The following is a 25200-nucleotide window of genomic DNA, read 5'->3' on the forward strand; positions in this document are numbered from 1 at the left end:
CTTATCGGCTGTACTTCACGGTCAGCGACCACATCAGTGGATCCAGGGTGTGACGAATGCCCACCGGCAGACCCAACGACAGGCCGTTCACCCAATCGACATCGTCGGTCAGATTGCGCCCTGCCAATATGACGGACCAATGGTCGTTGCCTGACCGGTATCCGACCCGCGCATTAAGACGCGTTATGACCGATGCCTTCGAGATGTCGCTGTTGTCGGGCAAAGAGAAGAAGTAGTCGCGGTAAGTAAAGTCAGCTCCGAAGAAGATGCTGCCGTTCACGCCCGAAACCGGGGTTTCATAGCTGAAACCAAGAGCCCCCGTCTGATGGGGAACCCCGGCAAGACGCGTTGCACCTGTTCCGGCTATCACCGCATTGGGATCGATCCGGGTGAACTTCTCATCCTGCAGTCCCAAGGTGGCGAAGACAGTCAAACCGTCCGCAAGCAGGGCGGTCATTTCCGCCTCGAAGCCATACAGGTCCATGTCGATCGAGTTCTGAGTCAATGCGTTGCCCGGGAAGTCGGGGTCGAGTATGGGGCCCTGCAGATCGGTCATATCGTTGAAGAACGCCGACAGGTTCAGGCGTGCGCGATTGTCGGCGAAATCAAGCTTCGCTCCGACTTCATAAGCCCATACGGTTTCTTCTGCGAAAGGCTGCTCGATCACGGCCGCCGTACCGCCAAGGCCCTGATAACCACCTGCCCGGAAGCCACGGCTGATGGTGGCGTACAGGAACGTGTCGTCGCTAAACGCGTACTCCAGACCGAACTTCGGCGTGAGCGCCGAATAACTGGTTTCGTCGGCGAAAGGCACGGCCTTGATCCCGGCAATCTCTTTGTTTTCGTCGGTATACCGGGCGCCGATGATGGCCGTTGTCCTGTCGTTGATGGCGTAGTTGATTTCGCCATAGACGGCATAACTGTCCGTATTGACCGTATAGTCGGTCACCGGCAGGGGGATGGCGAAACCGAGGAAACTCAGGAAAAAGAAGTCGGTAAAGGTCTGGGCGCTGTCTTCGGTGAAGTAGTAACCGCCAACGATGTAGTCCAGCCGATCATTCATCGCGGATCCGTAAACCTGGATTTCCTGAGTGAGCTGATCGTTGAGAATCCGGCTGGTCCGGTCGAACACGCCTCGGAAATCACCCGGCATGAATTCCGTGCCGCCGCCCAGATCGAAGCGCCAGCCGTCATCGAGATCCGAATAAGCGGTGATGGACTTTAGCGTCGCAGCACCAAAGTCGTAGGTGAACCGGAAGTTGACGCCGATCTGTTCCGAATCTCCAAACGTATCGACGGGACTTTGCACGACGAAGTAATCGCCGGTCACCGGTTGCAGGGTGGCTTCATCAATCGCCGTTGTAACAAAACCATCGTTTTCCGTGTCGCTGTAATAGGCCGTCAGGACGGCATCGAAGTTGTCCGAGCCGTAGTAGTGAACCTTGGCGCGGATACCGAAGTAGTCCTTCTGGTCGATATCTTCACCGGTGGCGATGTTGTCCTTGACGCCTTCGCCTTGTTCGCGAAAGGCAACCGAAAGCGAGGCCGCCAGACTTCCCGGTGAAAGCGGGCCGCCGATCGCCGCTTTCAAGGTGCCGGTATTGTAGTTGCCGTAGCTGGCTTCAACGTCGACGTAGGTTTCGTCGCCCGGTGTGCGCGAAATCACGTTCACGGCGCCTGTCATGGAGTTGCGGCCGAAAAGTGTGCCCTGCGGGCCGCGCAGCACTTCCACACGCTCTATATCGGCAAACTCGTTGTTGGTGGCCGACAGGCGTGCCTGATACACATCGTCGAGATAGAAGGCGACCGGAGGGTCATCGGTAATGATGCCGCCGCCGCCCGTCCCAAGGCCACGCAAGGTGACATTCAAAGTCGATGGACTGCTGGTTCCGTCCGCGAGGTACATGTTGGGAACGAAGTCGGAAATGTACTCGGTCTTCGTCACCTGGCGCTGCTCGAGCTCCTCGCTGGTGAACGCCGACACCGCAACCGGTGTGGTCTGCAGGTTGGACTCGCGCCGCTCCGCGGTAACGACGATTTCGTCCAGCGTTGCGGTCTGTGCTGCCGCCGGGCCAGCCGTGCTCATCAACACGGCGCCGGAGGCAAACGTGAGAGGGCTGATCACAAAAGATAGAAAAACCGATTTTTTCATGACGCCCCCTGAATTACCGATGCGAGTCATGATTGACCCGACATATGTTGATTTTCATTATAAGCATTGCTTAAAGTGAGAAATTGTTCGGATTTCTCAACCACCGAAGTGGCGCTGCCGCATGGTCCGAAGAAGTCCCCGCGGCTCCGGCAAATCCCACGGCTATCATGATTGGAGAGAAAGCTGCCGATCTGGTTGCAGCAGTTTGACGCCGGAATGCTGGTCATCATCGACAACTACGACAGCTTCACCTACAACCTCGTCCACTACCTCGGCGAGTTGGGAGCGGACTGCGGGGTTTTCCGCAACGACGCCATTTCCGTGGAAGAGGTTCTCGCACTGGACCCTGACGGCATCGTGCTGTCTCCCGGACCCGGCTATCCGCAAAGCGCGGGCATCTGCCTGGACCTCGTGGAAAAGGCCGCCGACACCGTCCCGCTACTCGGCGTGTGTCTGGGCCATCAGGCGATAGGGCAGGCCTTCGGCGGGTGCATAGTCCGCGCGCCCAGGCTCATGCACGGCAAGCTCAGCTCGATCCGCCATGACGGGGATGGCCTGTTCCAGGGCCTGCCGCAAGGCTTCGAAGCCACCCGCTACCACTCGCTGGTGGTCGAGCGCGAGTCGTTACCGGAAACTCTTCAAGTGAACGCGGAAACCGAACATGGCGTCATCATGGGTCTGGCGCATCGGGAGCGCCCCGTCTTCGGCGTCCAGTTTCACCCCGAGAGCATCGCCTCCGAGCACGGTCACGCCCTGCTGGCCAACTTCCTCCGCGCCACCGGGCAAAAGCCCTCCGGAATTACCTCTCCGCAGGCTTGAAGCGCCATTCGCGCCAGCGCTTGCCGTCGCGGTGCTCCACCACCACCAGCGACTTGACGGCCCGTGTGCCGCCGTCTTCCGTGCGGTAGAAGTCCTCCTCGATCTGCACCAGCGTGTTGTCGGTCAACCCCCACTTGTAGACGTTGGCCCCAAGCCAGGCGCCCGAGCCCAACAGCCCGCTGAACTGAGCCCGCACCTGCTCGATGCCGCGCACGATTTCCTCGGCGCCCTGATCGGTGATCTCGTACAAGGTGAAGTCGTCATCCAGGCTGACGATGGAGCTCTCGACGTCATGCGGGTCGAAGTTTTCCTCCGAGCGGGCGATTATTTCGGCGTAGGGATTGTCCCGCTCGTAGAACTGGCCGTAAAGCCTTTCGTATGCCTCTTCCGCGCTGCCCGGGCTGTCGCCCACGAACGCCGCCAACGCGACAACTCCCAGCAGGCCGGCTGCCAGTCCGGTAGTCGTTCTCAAGGGGTTACCGGTCCTGGGGCTTGAAGCGCCATTCGCGCCAGCGCCTGCCGTCGCGGTACTCGACCACCACCAGGGACTTGACCGACCGGGTGCCGCCGTCCTCGGTGCTGTAGAAGTCCTCTTCGATCTGCACCAGGGTATTGTCGGTGAGCCCCCACTTGTAGACATTGGCGCCGAGCCAGGTGCCGGAGCCGAACACGCCGCTCAAGGCCGCCCGCACCTGCTCGATGCCGCGCACCATTTCCTCGGCGCCCTCGTCAGTGATCTCGTACATCGTGAAATCGTCATCCAGGCTGAGGATGGCGCCCTCGACGTTCATGTTCTCGAAGTGCTCCTCCGAGCGGGCGATCACTTCGGCGTAGGAATTGTCGTGCTCATAGAACTGGCCGTAGAGCTTTTCGTAGCCTTCTTGATCCGTGCCGGCCCCGTCGCTTGCGCAGGCGGCCAGAAAGATCGCACCCAGCAGTGCGGCTGCCTTGTCCGGAATCCTTGTCATTCCTGTTCTCCCTCCTGTTGTTCCGCTTCCTGCCGGGCTCTTTGCTCGGCAAGATATTTCTCGATCTCCGCCGCCGGGTCCATGATGGTGTCCGAATACATGCCCAGGGCCATGTTCCAGTAATCCCCGCCGTCCAGGTTGTCCAGAACGAAGGCGGCGAAGTCCTCGTAGGTGATCACGCGCGCGCCCGGCGTATCGCCGGTGGTGTTGAACTTCATGTCATGGCGTGCCGGTTCCTCCACCATGAAGCCGGGCCGCAACAGCATGAAGTCCAGGCCGCTGTTCGCGATCATTTCCTCCATCTTCCACATGTCGTCGTAGAGTTGCCGTGCGAGCCAGCGCCAGCGTTCGGTCAGGTCCCCCGGCGGCGGCCGGGAGGCGTTCACGTCCATGCGGTGCTCCACACCGGTGGAACTGGCCATGATGAGCCGGGTATTGCCTTTCTCCTTCATTGCGTCGATGAGGTGCTCGCCCATCACCGTGTAGATGTCGACCGGGCCGATTTCGGCTGCGGGATCCTCGGGGGCGGGCACGCCGATCATGGACACCACCACTTCGTGGCCTTCCAGCACCGGGTCGATGGTGTCGCGCTCGTAGATGTCGCCCTTGAACAGCGTCAGGTTCTCGTGTTCGATGCCGAGCTTGGAGGGCGTGCGGGCGAAACCCTTGATCGTGTGGCCCCGTTGAAGACCCTGGCGAATGATTTCGCGCCCGGACCGGGCCGTGGCGCCGAACAGTGCGATGACCGGTTTCTCCCCGTTTCCGGCGGCGCGCAGGCGCCAGGGCGCGGTGCTCAGCACGGTCAGCGCCAGCGTTCCGTTGACAAATGTTCTCCGTTTCATGCATTCCCCCTTGAGTTCGGCAATACCACCCTATACTAGCCGGATGCGTCTGCTGGAGATACGTTTCCGGGGTCCGGCGATAGAGCGTGGCAGGCTGCCGGTGGCCCACCTTGCGAATTTCCTGGACAGTTGGCGCAAGGTGGTGCAGCGGACCGGGCGGGTCTTGCGCGGCGAGACCAGGAGCGTCCGGCCGGGTCAGCCGCCTCAGGACCTCAGGTCGGAACTGGAGTTCGAACTGGTCACGTTTGCCGGTGAAGGCGATTCGACCAGCCTGGGGCTGGAGCGCCGCCTGGAGAATACGTCCTTCCCGGAAATGGATTTCGGCCTCAACGTACTGCAAAGCGCGATCGGCGGCTTGCGCGAGATCGGGAGCAGCGACCCCGGCGAGGCGTTGCCGAACGGAATCGATCCCGGCGTGCTCAGGGCCTGGCGGGATGCCGGCGTGCTGCTGGGTCAGGGTGTCGAGACCATCGAATTCACATTGAACGACAGTTCGGGAGCCGTACGTTCGGCGCTGAACCCGGAGGCGCTGGAGCGCATCCGCGAGCGCCTGACGCGGCCCAACGTCAATATCCGCAAGATCGAGGGCCGCCTGCTCATGGTCGATTTCACCGGCAAGGAGGCCCGATGCCGGATCCATCCCGTTGACGGCGAGCCGATCGAGTGCCTGGTGGACGAGGAGCGCAAGGAAGCGGTACTGGGCAACATGCTCAAGGATGTGCTCATAACGGGCGAGGTACGTCTGGACCCGGCCACCGGCAAAATCAGCAGCATCACCATTCAGGACATCGAGAGCCCGGAAATGCCGGAGGAGGGCGCGCCGGAAGAAGCTTCCGAACCCCCGGGACTATTGGACGGCCCCGAGGCGGGCGGCTAGTTTTCCTACATACCCGGCGTCGAGTCGGCGAGGCGTTGCTGCATCGCGGTGCATGCGCCGACGGAATCGTCGCCCGCGTGCTCCGCGCAGATCGCCGCGATGCCGCTGTCCAGGGCGGCCAGCGACAGGCCGGCATGGTGCTCGTTGCGCCATGCCTGCAGAGCGTCGACCAGCCAGCCGAAGGAGCGCAGGTTGCGGTTTGCCAGCGCGTCGGGCTGCCCGCGCATCTCCGCCAGGACTTCCTCCGACGCGGCGATGATGGCCCCGGTGTCCTCCGGGGTCCACTCGGTCAGCGCGCGGACGTAATTCGCGCCGTGCTGAAAGCGCGTGGCCGGACCGCGCGCCTCGCGGTAATAGCGGCCCATCCAGCGCAGTCCTCCGTCCACGTCGCCGGCCTCGAAGCTCAATGAGGCCAGCGGCGACATGAAGTAGTAGGGCTCCTCGGAAATGTCCAGTTCCTTCTCCAGCAGCGCCCGCGCCCGCTCAAGCTCCCCGGCGTCGCGCAGCAGGCTGTAGCTGTAGAAGATCAGGCTCTGGCGTTCCTGCTGGGTCCCGGCATCGGAATCGGCCTGCTCGGCCGCGGCCACGACGCGCGCGAGCAATTCCGGTGACGGCGGGGCTTCGGCGTTATCAATGCGCTCCAGTTCCAGTAGCAGTCCAAGCGAGAAGATCGGCGCGGACTTGCTTCCCGTCGGATTGGCAAGCACCGACTCGATCGCCCCGGCCAAGGCGCCGCGGAGTTCTTCCTGCTGCGCCGGCTCGGTCGCCAGCGTGGCGAAGGCGGCGGAGAGCTTGTCGGAGAACATCATGAGGATGTCGAGGTCGTGCTCCTCAGCCCCCAGCACGTTCATCAATCCCGCGTAGTGATCGGAGTCCACTTTCGGCTCGGAGGCGCCCAGCGCTTCGGACAGTCGCAGCGCCTGAACGCGCCGGCTCAACTCGGGGTCGTCTTCGGGAGTCTGCCCGGCAAGGCGGTCGAACAGCGCCAGGTATTGTTCCGGCGCCAGCGTTCGCCGGTCTTCGTACCAAGAGTGGTAAGCGAGCCGGCGATACTCGGCCGCCGTCAACGCCCGCTCTCCGCTCAGAGCAACTTGCGCCAGTTCGGTCACCGGCGCCAGGCCGGAAGAGGCGTCGTTCAGCGCTGCCAAGAAGGATTCCGGCGTCAGCGTGCTGGGAAGGCGGGTCATCTGCCGGCCGGCGGAATCGAACACGATGAGCGTCGGATAGCCCACCGCGTCGTGCTTCTCGCCCCAGACCTGTGCGCGCTGCGTGTCGCCATCCAGGTAGACGGCCACGAAATCGCGCGTTTTGGCGATGAATTCCGGCTGCTGGAAAAGAGTGCTCTTCATCAGGTTGCAGGGCGGGCACCAGATTGCGCCCCAATAAAGAAACATCGGTCTGGCCGAACGCTCGGCCTCGGCGAAGGCCTCTTCCACGGTTCCGTCATACCAGTCGATGGCCAGGTACTGGTCCGCGTCGGCCGTTGATTGGGCCGCGGGCGCTTCGGTGTCCGCCTGGCAGGCGGCCAGGGTAAGCCCGGTCAAAAGGACGAGCATTGCAGGAAATCTTGAATCAGCACGCATGGGGGACCTCCGGTAAGGGAACGCGCGGCCAGTTGCCTCGCTCGCGGCCATTTGAACGAGTGTAGCAGTACGATTCAAGGCATCGGCCGGCGGATTTTGCTAACATTTCCCGATGCCGGCCCTGCCGGCTGTCTCAATCACACAGGATCCCCGCATGGCGCAATTCCTGCTGCCCAAGAACTCCCGGGTAAGGCGCGGACAGCATCACCCGCTGCCCGCGGACTCCGAGGCCAACGGCGAGCGTCGTAGCCGCCGCTTCAAGGTCTACCGCTACGATCCGGATTCGGACGGGAACCCGCGCGTGGACACTTACGACGTGGACATGAACAACTGCGCCCCGATGGTGCTGGACGCGCTGATCCACATCAAGGACGAGGTCGATTCCACGCTGACCTTCCGACGCTCCTGCCGCGAGGGCATCTGCGGTTCCTGCGCCATGAACATCAATGGAATCAACACTCTGGCGTGCACCCAGGCGGTCAGCGATCTCAAGGGGGACGTGGCGGTCTATCCGCTGCCGCACCTGCCGGTGGTAAAGGACCTGGTGCCCGATCTGACTCATTTCTACGCCCAGTACGCATCGGTCGAGCCGTGGCTGAAGACCAAGACTCCGCCGCCGCCGGACCGCGAGCGGCTGCAGTCGCGCGAGGACCAGGAGAGGATCAACACGCCGGCCGCCTGCATCCTTTGCGCCTGCTGTTCAACCAGCTGCCCCAGCTACTGGTGGAACGGCGACCGTTACCTGGGTCCGGCCGCGCTTCTCGCCGCTTACAGGTGGCTGGAGGACAGCCGTGACGAGGCCGCCGGCGAGCGTCTGGACGAGCTCGAAGATCCGTTCAGGCTGTACCGCTGCCACACGATCATGAATTGCACCGAGGCCTGCCCCAAGGACCTCAACCCGGCCCGGGCCATCGCGGAGACCAAGAAAAGGCTGCTGGAGCGACGCGCCTGACGGACCGCTCATGGGAGAGCACACCAGACTGCGATGGCGTTGCCGCCGCGGGCGGCGGGAACTGGACCTGCTTCTTGAGCGCTACCTGGACGATCGCTACGAGCAGGCGGACGCTGCCGAGCGTGCGGGCTTCGTAGCGTTGCTTGAGCGCAGCGATCCGGAACTGGAGGACCTGCTGACCGGGCGGCTGGCGCCCGAGTCGCCGCAGCAGGCGCGCGTGATTGAGCGGATTCGCCGCCACGGTTGAGATTCGATCGGCCCGGCCGGTCTGGGCCGTACCGGCGCTCGCAGCCGGTCTTCTGCTTGCCGTTGTCGCGGTGCTGATCGCGGACCTGCCGGCCTGGCTCCGCGTTGTCCTGGCCTTGGGTGCCTGCGCGGGAGCGGTGCTTGAATGGCGGCGCGCCAGGCGCGCAGCAATCGCACCCGGAATCGAAGCCGTCTGGCTTACGCCCGCGGGCGATTGGCGACTGGTGCTGGATACCGGCGAAATGGACAAGGCCGAATTGTTGCGCCGGCGTGGATTCGTCTCGCGACGCCTGATCGGGCTTACGTTGCGGCGCGCCGCTGCCGGGCGACGCCGGGATTCAACGGTGCGGGTGTGGCTGACTCCCGCAATGCTCGGCGAACGCGACTGGCGGCTGTTGCAGGTTCGGCTGCGAAATCCATAGCGGCACGAGTCCCCTCCACGGGTAAAATCGCGGGCCTATGGAAATCTGGCTGGTTGGAATTACGGGCCTGGCGCTGGTGCTGTGGGCGGTCGAGCGCTTCATCCTGACGCCGCGGGCCAGGCGCGCTGCCGGGGAAGGCGGAGATTTGCCGCCCAGAGCGAAGATTTTCGAATACGCCGCGGCTTTTCTCCCCGTGCTCCTGGTGGTGCTGTGCATCCGGTCTTTCCTGTACGAACCCTATCGCATTCCCTCGGGCTCGATGCAGCCGACCCTTGAAATCGGCGATTTCATCTTCGTCAACAAGTTCGCATACGGACTTCGTTTGCCGGTCACCAACACCACCGTCGTCGAGTTGGGAACGCCGAAACGCGGAGACGTGGTGGTGTTCAAGCTGCCCTCCGACCCGCGGGCCAATTTCATCAAGCGTATGGTGGGTCTGCCGGGCGATGTCATCGAGTATCGGAACAAGCGGCTGCACATCAACGGCGAGCCCATCGAGGTGAGCGAGCCGGTTCCGCTGAACCCGGCGTCGCCGTATTCGGTGCGCAAGGCCGTGGAGGTTCTGGGTCAGGCCAGCCATGACGTACATTTCATGCCCGGCCGGATCAGCAGGGAAGGCAGTTTCAGGGTTCCCGCAGGCCATTATTTCGTGATGGGAGACAACCGGGACAACAGCAGGGACAGCCGCTACCCGGGAGTCGGCTATATTCCGGAGGATCGCCTTGTAGGCCGCGCTGAGCGCATCTGGTTCAATTGGGAGATTGGCAGCATGCCCGAATGGGGCCGTATCGGCGACGCGATTAATTGACCGGCGGCCGGCAGCTTTCCCGGTGGGCCGGCCGTACGCTAGGGCATGACTTTGCCCGTCCCGAATTGTTGAAACAGGCGCTGACCCATCCCAGCGCCGACGAATGGAACAACCGCCGCCTCGAGTATCTCGGTGATGCCGTCCTGGAACTGGTCGCTTCGGATTACCTCTACAAGCGCCACCGGGAAGCCCTGGAGGGCGGACTGACCCAGTTGCGCCAGCGCCTGGTGCAGCGGGCCACGCTGGCTTCCGTCGCCAGGGAAATGAACCTTGCAAAACACCTGCGCTACAAGGGCGCGGACCTGGCGCCGGACGGACCGGCGCATGAAGCTATGCTGGCGGATGCGCTGGAAGCGGTGTTCGCCGCGGTCTGGCTGGACGGGGGCATCGAGCCGGCGGCGGCCGTGTTCGAAAAGCTGTTTGCCCAGAGGCTGAAGTCCGTCGCGGACCTGCCGCGCGACGCCAAGAGCGTGCTCCAGGAGTATTTGCAGGGGCGGGGATTCAAACCGCCGGAATACCGGCTGGCCGGTTCCCGCGAAGATCCCCAGGCGCCGTCCTTCCGTTCCGTGTGCAAGGTGCCGGAACTGTCCCTTAGCGCCGAAGGCGAGGGGCGAACGATACAGGCGTCGGAAGTCGAGGCGGCGGCGTCCGTGCTGGCCGCCGTCGGCGAGTCGCCATGAGTTTCCGCGCCGGGCTGGCGCCCATTCTCGGCCGGCCCAACGTGGGCAAGTCCACGCTGCTGAACCGCCTGCTGAAAGAAAAGGTCAGTATCGAGACGCGCAAGCCGCAAACCACCCGGCACGCGATTACCGGAGTGCGCCACACGGACGAGTCGCAGCTGGTGTTGGTGGACACGCCCGGGCTGCACGCGCCCGGCTCCCGGCTGCTGTCGCGCAGCATGAACCGCGCCGCGCTGGGTTCGGTAGCCGGCGCCGACGTGGTCCTGATGATGGTCGAGGCCGGCCGGTGGCTGGCGGGCGACAAGCGGGTCCTGGAGGAAATAAGGAAGTCGGGCCTGACGTGCATACTGATCGTCAACAAGATCGATCGCCTGAAGAGCCGCGAAGAGCTCTTTCCCTTTCTCAAGGAGTGCGCCGAGAGAGGCGAGTTCGCCGAGATCGTGCCGATCTCGGCGCTGCACGGCGAGAACCTGGACCGTCTGGGCGAGGTCGTGGCGCAATATCTGCCCGAGGGCGATCCGCTGTATCCGCCCGAAGCGGTAACGGACCGTGACCTTAGCTTTCGAATCGCCGAGATGCTGCGCGAGAAACTGACCCTGAATACGCATCGCGAGGTCCCGTACGATCTGGATGTCGCCGTGACGTCCCTGGATACGCGGGGAAGGGCGGTGGTCGCGGAGCTCGAGGTGCGCGTCAACCGCGCCTCGCAGCGCGGCATCGTGATCGGCCGCGGCGGCTTGCGGCTGAAGGCGGCGGGCCGCCAGGCGCGCATGGAACTTCAGCGCATTTTCAAGCGCCCGTTCCATTTGCGGGCCCAGGTGCGGGTGCGCAAGAACTGGTTCAACAATCCGCGGTACTGTCGATGAACACGGTCCGGCGCGTGGAACTGGCCGAATCGTGGGTTCTTCACTGCCGTCCGTTTCGCGAGACGAGCCTGATCGTGGAGGCCTTCTCAAGGGAATTCGGTCGCATGGGCCTGGTCGCGCGGGGCGGGCGCAGGCCGCGTTCGGCACTGGCCCTCGCCGCACGGCCCTTTCGGCTGTTGCTGCTTTCGTGGACCGGCAGGGGCGAGCTCGCAACGCTGACCGCTGCGGAGAGCGCGCCGCAGCATTCCGCCTTGGCCCCTCCGGCCGGGGAAAGGCTTCTTGCCGCGATGTATCTGAACGAACTGGTGCTGCGCCTTACCCGGCGCGAAGACCCTCATCCGGAACTGTTCGACCACTATTCGCAGGCGCTGGGCGAACTGTGCGCGGCCGGGCCGATGGAGCCGATCCTTCGGCGCTTCGAACTGGACCTGTTGGTTTCGCTGGGCTTCGGACTGAACCTCAGGCACGACATCGAGGGTCGGGACCTGGCCCCGAATGCAGCCTATTGCTATCGTATGGAACAAGGCGCCGAGGCCTTGCCGAACGGCGCGCGGACCGGTGAGGCGATGAATTTTTCCGGCGCCGAGCTTCTGGGCATGGCGCGCGGGGACTGGGGCAGCCGTGACATACGCCGCGCGGCGCGCCGGCTCCTGAAAACGGCGATTGATTTCTATCTGGAGGGGAAGCCGCTGAACACCCGCAAGGTGTTCGCGGCCATGCGATGACGATACAACTGCTGCCGGACCACCTGGTCAACCAGATCGCCGCGGGGGAGGTCGTGGAACGCCCGGCGTCGGTAGTCAAGGAACTGGTGGAAAACAGCCTGGACGCGGGCGCGCGACGGGTCGTCGTGCAGATCGAGAAAGGCGGTTCCCGGCTGTGCCGTGTGCGCGATGACGGCGTGGGTATCGCCGCGGACGAGCTGTCGGTGGCGCTCACCCGGCACGCCACCAGCAAGATCGCCAGCCTGGAAGACCTGCGCACCGTCGCCACGCTGGGATTCCGCGGCGAGGCGCTGCCCAGCATTGCCGCCGTGGCGAGGCTCACCCTGACATCCCACGTTGCCGGCGAGCGCAGCGGCTGGACAGTGAGCAGTTCCGGCGGCAGCACCTCCGGGCCGCAGCCGGCGGCACACCCGCAAGGCACGACGGTTGAAGTGCGCGACCTGTTCTACAACACGCCGGCGCGGCGCAGTTTCCTGCGCAAACCGGTCACGGAAACGAGGCACATCGACCGGGCGCTGCTGCGAATGGCGCTCAGCCGTTACTCGACCGGCGTGCGTTACGAAAAGGACGGCCGCCTGAGCTACGACCTTCCGCCCGCGCAAACCCGCGAGCAGGAGGAGGAGCGGATTGCGAAGCTTTTGGGGCCGCAGTTCATCGAAAACGCCCTGTACTTCGAAGAACGTCGCCAGGACATACACCTGCGCGGATGGCTGGCGCGCCCGAAATACTCCCGCAGCCAGGGCGACATGCAGCACCTGTTCCTGAACGGGCGGGGAATTTTCGATCGCACGGTGGCACACGCCGTGCGTCAGGCTTATGAGGACGTGATGTTTCACGGCCGCCACCCGGCGTGGCTCCTGTACCTGGAAATGGATCCCGCGCTGGTGGATGTCAATGCGCATCCGTCCAAGCTCGAAGTTCGCTTTCGCGAAGGGCGCAAGGTCCATGACGTGGTCCGGCGTACGCTGGAAGCCGTTCTGGCGGGCACCCGGCCCGGCGAAGCGAGCGGGGACGTGGCGCTGGAGGATGGACGAGGCGGAGCCGGCTTTCGCGGTCCGGCGGAACGCGTTGGCGGAGGACCGGGCGGCGCCGGTGCGCTCGCTACGCTGCTGGGCGCCTCGCCGCTCCCCCTGAGTCACGGCCAGGCACACGCGCCCGTGCGTGAACCCCTGGCCGGGGCATCCGAGGGGGAAATGCCGCCCCTGGGATTCGCGCTGGCCCAACTGGCGGGTATCTACATCCTGGCCGAGAACAGCGAAGGCCTGATCATCGTGGACGCGCACGCGGCCCACGAGCGGGTGGTCTACGAGCGGATGAAGGCCCAGCTCGACGACCAGGGTCTGGGCTCGCAGCTCCTGCTGGAACCGGTCCGCCTGCGGGTCGGCCGCGACGACATGGACACGGCCACGCGGCAGCGCGAAACCTGGAAAAGGCTGGGATTCGTGGTGGACCAGGTGGGTCCGGAGACGCTGGCGGTTCGGGAAGTCCCGGCGCTGTTGGCCGGCGGCGACGCGGAGGCCATGCTGCGAGACCTGCTTTCGGGAGCGCAGGCGCGGCAGGAAGCCGGGACCGAGGACTCGGCCGAAGAGTTGACGGGGCGGATTCACCATATCCTCGCGACGATGGCCTGCCACACTTCGGTGCGGGCCAATCGGCGGCTCACGCTGGAGGAAATGAATGCGTTGCTGCGCGACATGGAGAAGACGCCGCGCGCCGACCAGTGCAATCACGGACGGCCGACCTGGCGGGCCTTCCGCATCCAGGAACTGGACCGCATCTTCCTGCGCGGCCAGTAGCGGGAGAGCGGGTGGAGGCGGTGCTCCTGAAGGGGCCCACTTGCGTGGGCAAGACGCGGCTCGTCGTGGATTTGGCGAAGCGGCTGCCGCTCAGGGTGATCAGCGTGGACTCGGCCTGCGTGTACCGGGGGCTGGATATCGGCACGGCCAAGCCCGGGCCGGAGGAGCGGCGCATTGCTCCGCATTACCTGACAGACCTGTGCTCTCCGCACGAGCGCTATTCCGCGGCGCGGTTTGCGGAGGATGCCCGCCGGGAGATCGCGCGGGCGCGGGAACTCGGTCAGGTGCCGGTGCTGGTGGGCGGTACGATGCTGTATTTCCGGGCGCTGGAGCAGGGACTTGCGGATTTGCCAGGCGCCGACGCCGCGCTGCGAAAGGCGATTCAGGCGCGCGCCGGGCGGGAGGGCTGGCCGGCCCTGCATGAGCAGCTCAGGCAGCTTGACCCCGCGGCTGCCGCCCGCATTTCGCCCAACGACGGCGCCCGCATCGAGCGGGCGCTGGAAGTGTTGCGGTTGACGGGGCGGCCGATCAGCGAACTCTGGCTTGACGCCTCCGGAGCAGCGCCGCCGGGTTATCTGAAATTCGCGCTGATTCCCGAAGACCGCGGCGCATGGCGCCGGCGTATCGAGGAGCGTTTCGACGACATGATGAAGAGGGGCTGGCTGGATGAAGTGCGGGCCTTGCATGCGCTCGGAATCGATCCCGGCCTGCCGGCCGCGCGGATTGCCGGCTACCGGCAGTTGCTGGAACATCTCGACGGGCAGTTCTCGCTGGACGAGGCCAAAGTGCGCGGAATCCGGGCCACCAAGGCGCTGGGAAGGCGGCAATTGACCTGGTTGCGGGCCGAGCGGGACATCGTCCGCCTTTTCGAGGGAATTCCCCGATGCGCCGCGAGACTGGAGGAGGAAATCCACTCGCATTGGCGTATTCGCGAGGGTCTGGCCGCGCCTGGAGAGGATTGCAAATGAGAGGCATCCGGGCACCGATGGCGCGATGCGGAAAAACTCGTCAAAACCGCCGAATTTCGACATTGGCGCAGCGCTGGTCTTGCTTCATTCTTGCCTTGATCCGCAAAACAATGCCCCGAAGGCCGCGGCTCGCGAGCCGGGCGTCGGGAGTCCGCCAAGGAGTCTCCCATGGAAACCCGCCAAGACCTGCAGAACCGGTTCCTGAACGCACTTCGCCGAAGCCGGGCGCGCGTTTACGTGTTCCTGGTCAATGGAATCAAGCTCAAGGGCGTGATTGGAGGCTTTGATATGTTCGTGATCCTGCTGCACAATGGCGTTAGCCAGATCGTGTACAAGCACGCCATATCCGCCATCGTCCCCGTTCGCCAGCAGGATCTGGACAGCATTCTGCGCGAGGAGAAGGCGTAGGGCCTTGGTCGTTTGATCGAGAACCTGCCTGACCAGCGGGCCGTCCTGCTGGTGCCCTCGGGCGATGACGCCCGAAGGCTGGAATTCGAATCGCTGGCCGCATCGGCAGGCGCCCGGGTCGCGGACACCGTTACCGCGCAACTGCGCCGACCCGATCCGCGCACCCTGATCCGCAGCGGCAAGCTGGAAGAACTCCGGACCCGTTGCGCGGAATTCGCGCCTGCGCTGCTGGTCGTGGACTTCGCGCTGAGTCCTTCGCAGGAGCGCAACCTTGAGCGCGCGCTGAACTGCCGCGTTGTGGACCGCACCAGCCTGATACTCGACATTTTCGCGTTGCGGGCGCGCAGCCGGGAAGGCAAGCTGCAGGTGGAACTGGCCCAGCTCAGGCACCTGTCAACGCGCCTCGTGGGCGGCTGGACCCACCTTGAGCGGCAAAAGGGCGGTATCGGACTGCGCGGCCCCGGCGAAACCCAGCTTGAGACCGACCGCCGCCTGGTGTCCCAGCGGATCCGGCGCCTGGAAACACAGCTCGACGGCGTCATGGCGCGTCGGCGCCTGGGAAGGGCCCGCCGCAGGCGATCCGACTCCGCGCTCGTTTCCCTGGCCGGATACACCAACGTCGGCAAATCGACACTCTTCAACCGACTGGCCGGCGCCTCTGTAACCGCCCATGACCGGCCCTTCGATACCCTCGATCCCACGATACGCCGGATTGCGCTCCCGCACGGTCAGGAAGTCTTGCTTTCCGACACGGTGGGCTTTATCCGCGACCTGCCGCACGAGCTGATCGCGGCGTTCAATTCCACGCTGGAGGAGATCGCCTCCGCCGATCTGATCCTGCACGTGATAGACGCTTCCGCCTCCGACCAGGTGGAGCGGATCGACGAAGTGGAAAGGGTGCTGGAAGAAATCGGAGCGGGCGACACGCCGCTGCTTCGCGTATTCAATAAGGCGGATATAATTCCCGGAGGGTTGCAAGCGGTCGATGGCGACTGCGGCGCGGCCTGGATCTCGGCGCTCTGCGGCGCCGGTGTTGAAGAGTTGCTTGCAAAGGTTGCACAGCGTTTGTCGGCGGGGCGGCTGCGCCGCACGGTACGGCTAAGCGCAGGTCAGGGAAGGCTCCGGGCATTGCTCTATCGCCGCGGCCGCGTACTCCGCGAACGACTGTTGCCCGGCGGAGGTTGGACACTGGACTTGGAAATGACTAGCCGAGCTTACGAAAAACTGGCCAGCCGCGAGGACATCGGTGCGGCCTAGGCGCTTATTGACGAGCACAACACGGAAAATCTGATATGGCTTGGAACGAACCGGGCGGTGGTAACGGTTCATGGAATCGGGGCGGCCGCCAGCAACCCGACCTGGAAGACGTCGTCCGCGATACGCTGAAAAAGCTCTTCGGCGGACTCGGCGGCGGAGGCAAGCGGTCTTTTCGGCAGACGCTGAGTTGGGCACTTGGAATCCTGGTGGCAATTTGGGCCTTTACCGGCCTCTACCGCGTGGACGAAGCCGAGCGGGCGGTTGTGCTGCTGTTCGGCGAACATGCCCGGACCACGGGCGCCGGCCTGCGCTGGCACATGCCCTGGCCGATCGAATCCGTGGAAAAGGTGAACGTCTCGGCGGTCGACAACTTCAGCCAGCAGACCCGCATGCTGACTGCCGACGAGAACATCGTGGTCGTGGACCTGGTGGTTCAGTACCAGCGCAGCGATCCGGAAGATTTCCTGTTCAACGTGCGCGATCCGGAAGAAACGATCGGCGAGGTGAGCGAAAGCGCCATCCGCGAAATCATCGGCAAGAACCAGATGGATTACATCCTGGGCGAAGGGCGCAGCGATATCGCCCAGCGCACCGAGGACCTGATACAGAATACGCTGGACGACTACCGCACGGGCATCGGCGTGACCCAGGTGAACCTGCGCGACGCCAACTATCCGCAGCAGGTGGAAGCGGCGGTGCAGGACGCCATCAAGGCGCGCGAGGACAAGGAGCGGCTGGCCTTCGAGGCCCAGGCCTACGCCAACGACGTTGTCCCCAGGGCTCGCGGTGAAAGGGCCCGGCGCTTGCAGGACGCGGAAGCCTACAAGGCCCGCGTCATTGCCGACGCCGAGGGTGAGGCGCAGCGCTTCGAGAAGCTGCTGGCGGAATACCTGAAAGCGCCGGAAGTGACCCGGGAGCGCCTTTACATTGAGGCGCTGGAGGCGTTCTACGGCGGCGCCAACAAGGTCCTGCTGGAGGCCGAGGGCAGCGGCAATCTGCTGTATCTGCCGGTCGACCAGTTGATGAAGCGTGGAAGTTCGGGACAGCAGACCGGCACTTTGCCCGAGCAGGAACCCACGGTTACGGAAATGGAAGACGCGCGCATGCGCAGGGGAGGTTCGGGATCATGAAATTCAAGGCCTTGTTTCCTTTGGCGGTGCTGGCCGTCCTCCTCGTGAACAGCAGCCTGTTCGTGGTGGACGAACGCGAGCACGCGGTGCGGTTCCGGTTCGGCGAGATCGTTCAGACCTATGCCGATGCCGGGTTGTATTTCAAACTGCCGATCGTCAATAACGTCGAGTTTTACCCGGACAGGATTCTTACGATCAACAACCCGCAGGAAGCTTTTCTGACCGCGGAGAAGAAGAACCTGCTGGTGGACTTCTTCGTCAAGTGGCGCATCGTGGACATCGGCAGGTACTACACCTCCAACGACGGCGGCAACGAGCTTCGCGCCCAGCAGCGTTTGCTGGAAATCATCAAGGACGACATCCGCGCCGAGTTTGCCAAGCGCACGGTACCGGAAGTGGTTTCGGCGGAACGCCGGGAACTCATGTTCGACATGCTGAACAACGCGCGCAACGCCGCCGCGACGCTGGGGATCGATGTCGTGGACGTGCGCGTAAAGCGCATCGAGTTCCGCGATGAGGTCAGCGAGTCCGTGTTTCAGCGGATGCGCCAGGAGCGGGCCCGCGTGGCCTCGGAGTTGCGCGCCGAGGGGGCCGAGACGGCCGAGCAGATTCGCGCCGACGCCGACCGGCAACGCACGGTAATTCTGGCCGAGGCCTACCGCGATGCGGAAATCCTTCGGGGTGAGGGTGACGCGAAGGCGGCCGAGACTTACGCCGGCGCCTACAACAAGGACCGGGAGTTCTATTCTTTCTACCGCAGCATCAACGCGTACCGCAATTCCTTCGGCAACGGCGGCGACCTGCTGGTGCTGGACAGCGAAAGCGATTTCTTCCGGTATCTGAACGAGTCGGAAAGCCAGGAATAGCCCCGCCTTCCGCCGTCCCCCGGGAGCGAGGGCATGTCCCTCGCGGCGTCCTGCCCTCGGACTCGCAATCTATGTCTGATGCCTCAAACTCTGCCCGCGGCGTTGTCCTGATCGGTGCCCAATGGGGCGATGAGGGCAAGGGCAAGGTGGTGGACCTGATTGCCGGGCGATGCGACGCTGTCGTTCGCTTTCAGGGAGGCCATAACGCCGGGCACACGGTCATTCACGGTGGTGACACGCTGGTGCTGCATCTGCTGCCCAGCGGCATCCTGAACCCCCGCGTGGAATGCCTGATCGGGAACGGCGTGGCGCTGTATCTGCCGCAGCTCTTCAAGGAGCTTGCGTCGATCAGGGAGCGTGGCGTGGACCCGGCCGGCCGGCTGTTCGTGAGTCCGGACTGCCCGCTGATTCTTCCCTCGCACATGGCGCTGGACCAGGCGCGCGAACGACATGCCGGCCGGGGGCGGATAGGGACGACCGGCCGCGGGATCGGTCCGGCATACGAGGACAAGGCGGCGCGCCGGGCGGTTCGCGTCGGCGAATTGTTTGCTCCAGACGCGTTCCGGCGGCGGCTGGGAGCAGCCCTGGACCTGCACAATTTCATGCTGGAAAACTACTACGAGGTGGAGCCGGTGGACGCGGACCGCGTAGCGGAGGAATGGCTGGCGCTGGCGGAGGAACTGCGCCCCCTGGTTGTTGATGTTGCCGGCCGTCTCGAAAGGCTGAACGCCGAGGCTAAGGCGGTACTCTTCGAAGGCGCCCAGGGCGTGATGCTGGACATCGACCACGGTACTTATCCGTACGTGACTTCCTCGAGCACCGTGGCTGCCGGGGCCCTGGCCGGTTCCGGCGCCCATATTGCGCAACTCAGGGAGGTCGTGGGTGTCGTAAAGGCCTACACGACACGGGTGGGCGAAGGACCTTTTCCTACCGAACTGCACGACGAGGTGGGCGAACGCCTGGCCCGCGAGGGTGCGGAATGGGGCGCGACCACCGGACGCGCGCGCCGTTGCGGCTGGTTCGACGCCGTGGCGGTGCGCTCGGCCGCACAGAGGGGTTCGATCGGCAGTCTTTGCATCACCAAGCTGGACGTGCTCGACGGAGTGCATCCGCTTCGGATCTGCACCGGATACCGAACGGACGGAGGAGCGATCGATACGCGCCCGACGCTCATGAGCCGGTACGCGGAGTGCAAACCCTGCTACGAGCAGATGGACGGATGGAGCGGAAGCACACGCGGCGTCGCCCGCTGGGAAGACCTCCCCAACGGCGCGCGCGCCTATATTGAGAAGCTGGAAGCCCTGGTGGGCCTGGAGGCCTGCATTGTGTCAACCGGACCGGCGCGCGAGGAAACGATCGTGCGCCGTCATCCCTTCGATTCCTGACAATCGCGGCTTATTCGACCCACTCGCCGCCGATCGTTCGGCTGTAGCCCCGAAACTCCGCTACCTTCGCGCCTTGATCATCCGTTACGGTCACGTCGAAGATGCCGTTGCGACCATAGACGGCGCGGGCGGACGCATGCGCGCTGAGTCGGGCTCCCGCCGCGACCCTGTCGATGAAGGAGATCGAGCAGTGCATGGTCACCGCCCGCCGGTTCAGGCTGTTGCAGGCGAAGGCGAAGGCCGTGTCGGCCATGGCGAATATGAATCCGCCATGGCACACGCCGTGGCTGTTGAGCATGCCGGGCCTGACGGTGAGGTGCACGGAGGCCTCGCCCGGCGTCACTTCTCCGAGTTCCAGGCCCATTTCCTTCGATGCGCGCTCATTGGCCCACATGAGCCGGGCAGTGGCCTGCGCCACTTCAAGTTCGGTCTTGCTCATCTGTGGATTGGTGCCGAGAAGAGGACTCGAACCTCCACGGGGTTGCCCCCACTGGCACCTGAAGCCAGCGCGTCTGCCAATTCCGCCACCTCGGCACGATGTTGCCTTGCGAGCCCGGCGCGGTTAGCTGACGCCGGGGCGCCAAGGCGCCTGGAACAGGCCGGGATTTTGCGTTTTACCGCTCCATATGTCAATGATTCCCCCACATTACGAACATGCCGACCGCGATCGAACAACTCGTAATCTCTGAGACCGGGCTTCGGGCGTTCTGGCCCGACCGCGTTCGCGGGCATGCAGGCAGAATCGCCGCGCGTCCTCCTTCCGCCGGTGAGCGGGAAGACCTGCGGGAGCTGCCGCTGGTGACCATCGACGGCGCCAACGCCCGCGATTTCGACGACGCAGTTTTCGCCGAGCCCGCGGGCTCCGGCTGGCGCGTCATAGTGGCGATCGCGGACGTATCGCACTACGTGCGTCCGGCGGATCCGCTGGACCGGGAGGCCGCCCGGCGCGGAGTGTCGGTGTATTTCCCGGGCTCGGTGCTGCCGATGCTTCCCGAAGTGCTTTCCAACGATCTGTGTTCCCTCAAGCCCGGCGTGGACCGCCTTTGCCTGGCCTGCGAAATGCGTCTGGACGCCCGCGGACATGTCAAGTCCTGGCGGTTCTTCCGCGCCGTCATGCGGTCGGCCGCCAGGCTCACGTATTCGGGCGTGCACGGTGCGATCGAGGCAGGCGACACGAAGGCTCGCCGCGAGCTGGGCGCGCTGCTGGAAGCGGTGGAACGGCTCTACGCGGTCTGGCGCGTGCTGGCCGTTGGCCGCCGCCGCCGCGGTGCGCTGGAAGTGGACCTGCCGGAAACCCGCGTGCGCCTGGGACCGGACGGAGAAGTGCGTGCGATGGAGCAGGCCGAGCGTTACAACGCCCACAGGGTGATCGAGGAACTGATGATCACCGCCAATGTCGCCACCGCACGATTCCTGGGACGGGCGCGGATGCCCGCGCTGTACCGCGTGCACTCTCCGCCCGACGCTGATGGTTTCGAAGAGCTCCGCCACCTTTACGCCGGCGCCGGACATCCGCTCTCCGAGGCGGCCGCGCGCAATCCCGATGAGATCAGCCGGGCGTTGCGGGCGCTTCGAGGCCAACCCGCGTACGAAGCGATCGCAGTGGCTACGCTCAAGTGCATGCAGCAGGCCTGTTACCAGCCGGCCAATATCGGCCACTACGGCCTGGCGCTGAAGTCCTATGCGCACTTCACCTCGCCGATTCGCCGCTACCCCGATCTGCTGGCGCACCGTGCGATCAAGCACCTGATCGACGGCGGCCGGGGCGAGACAGCGCCGCTGCGCGGCAACGAGCTGGCTCGAACGGGCTCGGATTGTTCCGAAAAGGAACGCCTGGCGGAGAAGGCAATGCGGACGGCCGTAAAGGCCTACAAGCTGCGCTATCTGTCCGGCTGCCTGGGCGACACCCTTGACGCCATCGTGTCGCATGCAAGCGGCAAGGGACTTTTCGTGCAGGTGCCGGAGGTCGGCATGAAAGGACTGATCCCGCGTTGGCGCCTCCCGGCCCGGCACGGCCGCCGCCGCGCCCGCGACCGGAGGGGTGGACAGGGCCTGCACGGCTTTACCCTGGGTCAGCAGGTGCTCGTGCGCGTTGCCCGAGTGGACGAAGACCGGGGGCACCTGGATCTGGACCTGCTCGCCGGTTGATGGTTCCCGTATAATCCCTCCCCCACGCTGCAGGCTTCGGCCTGCGTTTTCTCCTTAGCCGCACCGCGCCGGCGGGCGGCCGAAGACCATTGAGGAGTTCCATTGCGACACTACGAAATCATGCTTCTGATCCATCCGGATCAGAGTGAGCGGGCCCGCGTAATGATGGATCGTTACGTGGGAATCATCGAAGGCGGCCAGGGCCAGGTCCATCGCAACGAGGACCTGGGAAGGCGCATGCTGGCCTATCCCATCGCCAAGGTGCAGAAGGCGCACTACATGCTGCTGAACGTGGAGTGCGGGCAGGACACCCTGGACGAGCTGGTGGGCGCGTTGCACTTCAGCGACGCGGTCCTGCGCCACCTGGTCGTGCGCCGCGAAGAGGCGGTCACCGACAAATCGGTTCTGGCGAGGGCGGCCGAGAAGGAAGCGGCGCGGGAGAGCCGCGAGTTTCCGTACGACAAGGAACTCGCCCACGGACGGCGCGGCAAGCGCGAGGAAGCCGGCGAGTCGGATGACAAGGCGAAGGCAGCGTCTGAAGACGCGCCTGCCTCCGAAGACGCGTCCGAGGCCGACGCGGCCCCGGAAGCCGAGGCCGCCGGGACGGACGGGGCTGAGCCGGCCGCCGATGTGACGCCGGAATCGTCGGACGAGCCCGCTGAAGCGGCGGAAAAGCCGGCCGAGGCGGCAGAAGACGATCAGGCCGCGGAAGACGATCAGGCCGCGGAAGACCCTGAGGCTGCAGAGGAGGAGGCGACGGATACTTCCGCGGATGAGCCCGCCGCGGAAACGGACGATCAGACCGGGGACGAATCCGGGGAAAGCGATGCGCCGGCCGCCGATGTCGCCGCCGGGGACGACGAGGACCCGAAGGAGGAGAAGGAATGAACCGCTACAACCGCCGCCGCCGCTACTGCAAGTTCACGGCCGAGGGCATAAAGGAGATCGACTACAAGGACGTGGGACTGCTTCGGCAGTTCGTTACCGAGACGGGCAAGATCATTCCGGCCCGCACCACCGGAACCTCAGCGAAATATCAGAGGCAGCTCGCGCTGGCCGTGAAGCGGGCCCGCTATCTCGCCCTGCTGCCTTACACTGACCAGCAGAAGTAGAGCCGTCATGCGGATCATTCTCCTGGAAAGTGTCGAGAGCCTCGGCGGTATCGGGGACATCGTGGACGTGCGCGCGGGCTACGGGCGCAACTACCTGCTGCCGCAGGGCAAGGCGGCGCCCGCCACCGAAGAGCAGATCGCCGCGTTCGAAGAACGACGCGCCGAGTTGATGGCAATGGAAAGGGAACGCATGGCCGCCACCACGGCGCGGGCGGTGCAGGTGCAGGCAGTGCTGCCGCTCACCATCATCGCCAACGCCGGCCCGGTGGGCAAGCTGTACGGTTCGGTGGGCCCGGCGGAGATTTCCGCCGGTTTCGAGGAAGCCGGCGTGGAAGTGTCGCGTTCGGAAGTGCAGATGCCCGAGGGCCCGATCAAGGAGCTGGGCGAGCACCACGTTACTCTGAAGCTGCATGCCGACGTGCAGCAGGAGGCCACGATCCGCGTGGTCGGACAGGCCGGCGAGACCGAGGTTTTGCCGGGGGCCGAGCCATTGCCGGCGGACGAGGACGAGGAAGCGGAAGAGATGTTGCCGACGGACGGGGACGAGGAAGCGGAAGAGATGTTGCCGACGGACGGGGACGCGGCCGCGGAAACTGCCGGAGAAGGTCTGGAACCGGAACCGGCGGGCGAAGAGGCGATTGAGGACACTGCCGGGACCGAGCCGCAGGATCAGGCCGCGGATTCCACCGGAGATGGCTGAGAACGGCGATCTTCTTCCCTCTTCGGTTGACGCCGAGCGCGCCCTGCTTGGCGGCCTGATGCTGGATAACGAGTCCTGGGACGAGGTGGCGGACCTGCTGGCGGGCGGCGATTTCTCCCGTGACGACCACCGCCTGATTTTCGGCGCGATAAGCGATCTCATCAACGGCGGCAAGCACTGCGACAACCTGACCGTCTGCGAGCATCTCCGCTCGCGCGAACAGCTGGACGATGCCGGCGGCGCCGGATATGTAGGGAATCTGCTGCTCGGCACGCCCAGCGCGGCCAACGTCGAGACCTACGCCCGGATCGTTCGCGACATGTCGATACTGCGCCAGCTGGCGCGGGCGGGGAGGCGGATTACCGGGCGGGTGCTGAAGACCGGCGGTCGGGAAGCCGAGGAACTTCTGGAGGAAGCCGAGCAGGAAATTTTCCGGATCAACGAGCAGAGCTACAAGGGCGACCTCGACGACCTGGGCATGGGCGAGGCGTTTCGCGCCGAACTGGTCAACTGGCTACGCGAGCGGGAGAAAAGCGGCGAGGCGGTGACCGGCGTGGCCACCGGGCTGACCGACTTCGACAACCTTACGGCCGGGCTTCAGAACGGCGACCTGGTCATACTGGCCGGGCGTCCGTCACTGGGCAAGACGTCCCTGGCCCTGACGATTGCGCAATCGGCCGTGTTGAGCCAGAAGCCCGTATCGGCCCTGCTGTTCAGCCTTGAGATGCCCAAGAAGCAGATCGCGCTGCGGCTGCTATCCTCGCTGGGGGAAATCGACCATGCCGATCTTCGCATAGGGAAGATCGGGCGTAACTGGAGCAAGGTCAACAGCGCACTGAACATGCTGAAGGAAGCGCCGCTTCTGATCGACGATTCCCAGTTGCTGACTCCCGACCGGATCCGCTCGAGGGCCCGGCGGGTATCGCGTTCCGAGTCGCGCGCAGGGCGCAGGCTGGGCCTGGTCCTGGTGGACTACCTGCAACTGATCGACGCGTCGCCGTCCGAACGGCGCGACGTCAACCGGGCCATAGAGCTTGGCGCCATTTCCAAGTCCCTCAAGGCCCTGGCGCGCGAACTGGACGTGCCCGTCGTGGTCCTGTCGCAGTTGAACCGCGAGGTGGAGCGACGACCGGACCGGCGCGTGCAGCTTTCCGACCTGCGCGATTCCGGGGCCATCGAGCAGGATGCCGATGTCGTTGCCTTTGTTACATTGCCGGAGAGTCAGGAGAAACAGGATCTCTACCATGTCAACAAGCGTGTGCTGCACGTGGCCAAGCAGCGCAATGGGCCCACCGGCGAATGCGAGGTGTACTTCGAAAGCGCCTGCATGCGCTTTCGCGACCTGCAGCCCGGCGACGCCGAGGAAGAGTTGCCACCGGCTCCTTCCGTCGAGTATTAGGGCCCGTTAACATCGGGCCCTAAAGCGGCGGCGCGCTGGCGCTGCTATGCGGCCCTTCCTGGAGACGCATCAATTCATCCATGGAGCTTGG

The 25200-nt window shown here is 64.7% G+C and carries 27 protein-coding genes and 1 tRNA gene; 21 read left to right on the forward strand and 7 right to left on the reverse strand.

Going from position 1 to position 25200, the window contains the following annotated elements:
• Position 1 precedes the first annotated feature (1 nt).
• On the reverse strand, positions 2–2182 hold the full coding sequence (locus F4036_06955) for a TonB-dependent receptor (GenBank protein ID MYK37475.1): 2181 nt from the start codon (positions 2180–2182) through the stop codon (positions 2–4).
• Between the two features lie 186 nt (positions 2183–2368).
• Between F4036_06955 and F4036_06960 the strand changes: the two genes are divergently transcribed.
• Positions 2369–2971, forward strand: coding sequence for an aminodeoxychorismate/anthranilate synthase component II (locus F4036_06960; protein MYK37476.1), 603 nt, complete (start codon positions 2369–2371; stop codon positions 2969–2971).
• Here the strand turns inward: F4036_06960 and F4036_06965 are convergent.
• The 3 genes from F4036_06965 to F4036_06975 are packed head-to-tail and all read right to left on the reverse strand — an operon-like array spanning position 2952 to position 4781.
• Complete coding sequence (locus F4036_06965; protein MYK37477.1) at positions 2952–3443, reverse strand: hypothetical protein; 492 nt, start codon at positions 3441–3443, stop codon at positions 2952–2954. The two genes, F4036_06960 and F4036_06965, sit on opposite strands and share 20 nt — an antisense overlap.
• Before the next feature lie 4 nt (positions 3444–3447).
• Positions 3448–3939 carry a hypothetical protein gene (locus tag F4036_06970; protein MYK37478.1) on the reverse strand — a complete coding sequence of 164 codons (492 nt, stop codon included), beginning with the start codon at positions 3937–3939 and terminating at the stop codon, positions 3448–3450.
• Entirely contained in the window at positions 3936–4781 is an 846-nt protein-coding gene (locus F4036_06975; protein MYK37479.1) for an NAD(P)H-binding protein, read from the reverse strand. Before F4036_06975 ends, F4036_06970 begins: the two co-directional genes overlap by 4 nt.
• 43 nt (positions 4782–4824) lie before the next feature.
• Between F4036_06975 and F4036_06980 the strand changes: the two genes are divergently transcribed.
• Entirely contained in the window at positions 4825–5658 is an 834-nt protein-coding gene (locus F4036_06980; GenBank protein MYK37480.1) for a hypothetical protein, read from the forward strand.
• Between the two features lie 5 nt (positions 5659–5663).
• Here F4036_06980 and F4036_06985 read toward each other — a convergent pair whose 3' ends face one another.
• A complete protein-coding gene (locus F4036_06985) occupies positions 5664–7292 on the reverse strand; it encodes a thioredoxin fold domain-containing protein (protein ID MYK37481.1) in 1629 nt (542 codons plus the stop codon).
• 103 nt (positions 7293–7395) lie between these two features.
• Between F4036_06985 and F4036_06990 the strand changes: the two genes are divergently transcribed.
• The 14 genes from F4036_06990 (at position 7396) to F4036_07055 (ending at position 19750) form a co-directional block, all read left to right on the forward strand.
• A complete protein-coding gene (locus tag F4036_06990) occupies positions 7396–8193 on the forward strand; it encodes a succinate dehydrogenase iron-sulfur subunit (GenBank protein ID MYK37482.1) in 798 nt (265 codons plus the stop codon).
• A gap of 10 nt (positions 8194–8203) precedes the next feature.
• A complete protein-coding gene (locus F4036_06995; GenBank protein MYK37483.1) occupies positions 8204–8440 on the forward strand; it encodes a succinate dehydrogenase assembly factor 2 in 237 nt (78 codons plus the stop codon).
• The gene (locus F4036_07000) at positions 8415–8861 is read left to right on the forward strand and encodes a hypothetical protein (GenBank protein ID MYK37484.1); all 447 of its coding nucleotides are present in this window, start codon (positions 8415–8417) and stop codon (positions 8859–8861) included. Before F4036_06995 ends, F4036_07000 begins: the two co-directional genes overlap by 26 nt.
• Positions 8862–8898: 37 nt before the next feature.
• Positions 8899–9669: a signal peptidase I gene (gene lepB, locus F4036_07005; protein MYK37485.1), complete on the forward strand. Its 771-nt coding sequence runs from the start codon at positions 8899–8901 to the stop codon at positions 9667–9669.
• The gene (gene rnc, locus F4036_07010) at positions 9666–10349 is read left to right on the forward strand and encodes a ribonuclease III (protein ID MYK37486.1); all 684 of its coding nucleotides are present in this window, start codon (positions 9666–9668) and stop codon (positions 10347–10349) included. Before lepB ends, rnc begins: the two co-directional genes overlap by 4 nt.
• Positions 10346–11215, forward strand: coding sequence for a GTPase Era (locus F4036_07015; protein MYK37487.1), 870 nt, complete (start codon positions 10346–10348; stop codon positions 11213–11215). Before rnc ends, F4036_07015 begins: the two co-directional genes overlap by 4 nt.
• Complete coding sequence (gene recO / locus F4036_07020) at positions 11212–11940, forward strand: DNA repair protein RecO (GenBank protein ID MYK37488.1); 729 nt, start codon at positions 11212–11214, stop codon at positions 11938–11940. The genes F4036_07015 and recO overlap by 4 nt, the downstream gene beginning before the upstream one ends.
• The gene (mutL, locus tag F4036_07025; GenBank protein ID MYK37489.1) at positions 11937–13736 is read left to right on the forward strand and encodes a DNA mismatch repair endonuclease MutL; all 1800 of its coding nucleotides are present in this window, start codon (positions 11937–11939) and stop codon (positions 13734–13736) included. Before recO ends, mutL begins: the two co-directional genes overlap by 4 nt.
• Entirely contained in the window at positions 13661–14704 is a 1044-nt protein-coding gene (gene miaA, locus F4036_07030; GenBank protein MYK37490.1) for a tRNA (adenosine(37)-N6)-dimethylallyltransferase MiaA, read from the forward strand. Before mutL ends, miaA begins: the two co-directional genes overlap by 76 nt.
• Before the next feature lie 168 nt (positions 14705–14872).
• On the forward strand, positions 14873–15112 hold the full coding sequence (hfq, locus tag F4036_07035) for an RNA chaperone Hfq (GenBank protein ID MYK37491.1): 240 nt from the start codon (positions 14873–14875) through the stop codon (positions 15110–15112).
• Between the two features lie 12 nt (positions 15113–15124).
• Entirely contained in the window at positions 15125–16369 is a 1245-nt protein-coding gene (hflX, locus tag F4036_07040) for a GTPase HflX (protein ID MYK37492.1), read from the forward strand.
• A 35-nt stretch (positions 16370–16404) separates the two neighbouring features.
• A complete protein-coding gene (hflK, locus tag F4036_07045; GenBank protein MYK37493.1) occupies positions 16405–17499 on the forward strand; it encodes an FtsH protease activity modulator HflK in 1095 nt (364 codons plus the stop codon).
• Entirely contained in the window at positions 17496–18365 is an 870-nt protein-coding gene (gene hflC / locus F4036_07050; GenBank protein ID MYK37494.1) for a protease modulator HflC, read from the forward strand. The genes hflK and hflC overlap by 4 nt, the downstream gene beginning before the upstream one ends.
• A 71-nt stretch (positions 18366–18436) precedes the next feature.
• Positions 18437–19750, forward strand: a complete 1314-nt coding sequence (locus F4036_07055; GenBank protein ID MYK37495.1) for an adenylosuccinate synthase — start codon at positions 18437–18439, stop codon at positions 19748–19750.
• Positions 19751–19760: 10 nt separating this feature from the next.
• On the opposite strand, the gene paaI is transcribed toward F4036_07055, so the two are convergent.
• Positions 19761–20189 (reverse strand): hydroxyphenylacetyl-CoA thioesterase PaaI, encoded by a 429-nt coding sequence (gene paaI, locus F4036_07060; GenBank protein MYK37496.1) that lies wholly within the window; start codon positions 20187–20189, stop codon positions 19761–19763.
• An 8-nt stretch (positions 20190–20197) separates the two neighbouring features.
• A tRNA-Leu gene (locus F4036_07065) sits at positions 20198–20284 on the reverse strand.
• Between the two features lie 120 nt (positions 20285–20404).
• Between F4036_07065 and F4036_07070 the strand changes: the two genes are divergently transcribed.
• From F4036_07070 to dnaB, 5 genes are all read left to right on the forward strand, one after another.
• The gene (locus tag F4036_07070; protein ID MYK37497.1) at positions 20405–21898 is read left to right on the forward strand and encodes a VacB/RNase II family 3'-5' exoribonuclease; all 1494 of its coding nucleotides are present in this window, start codon (positions 20405–20407) and stop codon (positions 21896–21898) included.
• Positions 21899–22000: 102 nt separating this feature from the next.
• Complete coding sequence (gene rpsF, locus F4036_07075) at positions 22001–22786, forward strand: 30S ribosomal protein S6 (protein MYK37498.1); 786 nt, start codon at positions 22001–22003, stop codon at positions 22784–22786.
• Positions 22783–23010 carry a 30S ribosomal protein S18 gene (gene rpsR, locus F4036_07080; protein MYK37499.1) on the forward strand — a complete coding sequence of 76 codons (228 nt, stop codon included), beginning with the start codon at positions 22783–22785 and terminating at the stop codon, positions 23008–23010. The genes rpsF and rpsR overlap by 4 nt, the downstream gene beginning before the upstream one ends.
• Before the next feature lie 7 nt (positions 23011–23017).
• A complete protein-coding gene (gene rplI / locus F4036_07085) occupies positions 23018–23710 on the forward strand; it encodes a 50S ribosomal protein L9 (GenBank protein MYK37500.1) in 693 nt (230 codons plus the stop codon).
• Entirely contained in the window at positions 23703–25109 is a 1407-nt protein-coding gene (dnaB, locus tag F4036_07090; GenBank protein MYK37501.1) for a replicative DNA helicase, read from the forward strand. Before rplI ends, dnaB begins: the two co-directional genes overlap by 8 nt.
• Positions 25110–25200: the final 91 nt, after the last annotated feature.

The sequence above is a fragment of the Gammaproteobacteria bacterium genome, from assembly GCA_009845905.1.
Classification (GTDB): Bacteria; Pseudomonadota; Gammaproteobacteria; order Steroidobacterales; family Foliamicaceae; genus Foliamicus.

Coding starts and splice junctions, on each gene's coding strand:
- F4036_06955 (MYK37475.1), bottom strand. CDS start 2,182: ATGACTCGCATCGGTAATTCAGGGGGCGTCATGAAAAAATCGGTTTTT.
- F4036_06960 (MYK37476.1), top strand. CDS start 2,369: ATGCTGGTCATCATCGACAACTACGACAGCTTCACCTACAACCTCGTC.
- F4036_06970 (MYK37478.1), bottom strand. CDS start 3,939: ATGACAAGGATTCCGGACAAGGCAGCCGCACTGCTGGGTGCGATCTTT.
- F4036_06975 (MYK37479.1), bottom strand. CDS start 4,781: ATGAAACGGAGAACATTTGTCAACGGAACGCTGGCGCTGACCGTGCTG.
- F4036_06980 (MYK37480.1), top strand. CDS start 4,825: ATGCGTCTGCTGGAGATACGTTTCCGGGGTCCGGCGATAGAGCGTGGC.
- F4036_06985 (MYK37481.1), bottom strand. CDS start 7,292: ATGGCCGCGAGCGAGGCAACTGGCCGCGCGTTCCCTTACCGGAGGTCC.
- F4036_06990 (MYK37482.1), top strand. CDS start 7,396: ATGGCGCAATTCCTGCTGCCCAAGAACTCCCGGGTAAGGCGCGGACAG.
- F4036_06995 (MYK37483.1), top strand. CDS start 8,204: ATGGGAGAGCACACCAGACTGCGATGGCGTTGCCGCCGCGGGCGGCGG.
- lepB (MYK37485.1), top strand. CDS start 8,899: ATGGAAATCTGGCTGGTTGGAATTACGGGCCTGGCGCTGGTGCTGTGG.
- F4036_07015 (MYK37487.1), top strand. CDS start 10,346: ATGAGTTTCCGCGCCGGGCTGGCGCCCATTCTCGGCCGGCCCAACGTG.
- recO (MYK37488.1), top strand. CDS start 11,212: ATGAACACGGTCCGGCGCGTGGAACTGGCCGAATCGTGGGTTCTTCAC.
- mutL (MYK37489.1), top strand. CDS start 11,937: ATGACGATACAACTGCTGCCGGACCACCTGGTCAACCAGATCGCCGCG.
- hfq (MYK37491.1), top strand. CDS start 14,873: ATGGAAACCCGCCAAGACCTGCAGAACCGGTTCCTGAACGCACTTCGC.
- hflK (MYK37493.1), top strand. CDS start 16,405: ATGGCTTGGAACGAACCGGGCGGTGGTAACGGTTCATGGAATCGGGGC.
- hflC (MYK37494.1), top strand. CDS start 17,496: ATGAAATTCAAGGCCTTGTTTCCTTTGGCGGTGCTGGCCGTCCTCCTC.
- F4036_07055 (MYK37495.1), top strand. CDS start 18,437: ATGTCTGATGCCTCAAACTCTGCCCGCGGCGTTGTCCTGATCGGTGCC.
- paaI (MYK37496.1), bottom strand. CDS start 20,189: ATGAGCAAGACCGAACTTGAAGTGGCGCAGGCCACTGCCCGGCTCATG.
- F4036_07070 (MYK37497.1), top strand. CDS start 20,405: ATGCCGACCGCGATCGAACAACTCGTAATCTCTGAGACCGGGCTTCGG.
- rpsR (MYK37499.1), top strand. CDS start 22,783: ATGAACCGCTACAACCGCCGCCGCCGCTACTGCAAGTTCACGGCCGAG.
- rplI (MYK37500.1), top strand. CDS start 23,018: ATGCGGATCATTCTCCTGGAAAGTGTCGAGAGCCTCGGCGGTATCGGG.
- dnaB (MYK37501.1), top strand. CDS start 23,703: ATGGCTGAGAACGGCGATCTTCTTCCCTCTTCGGTTGACGCCGAGCGC.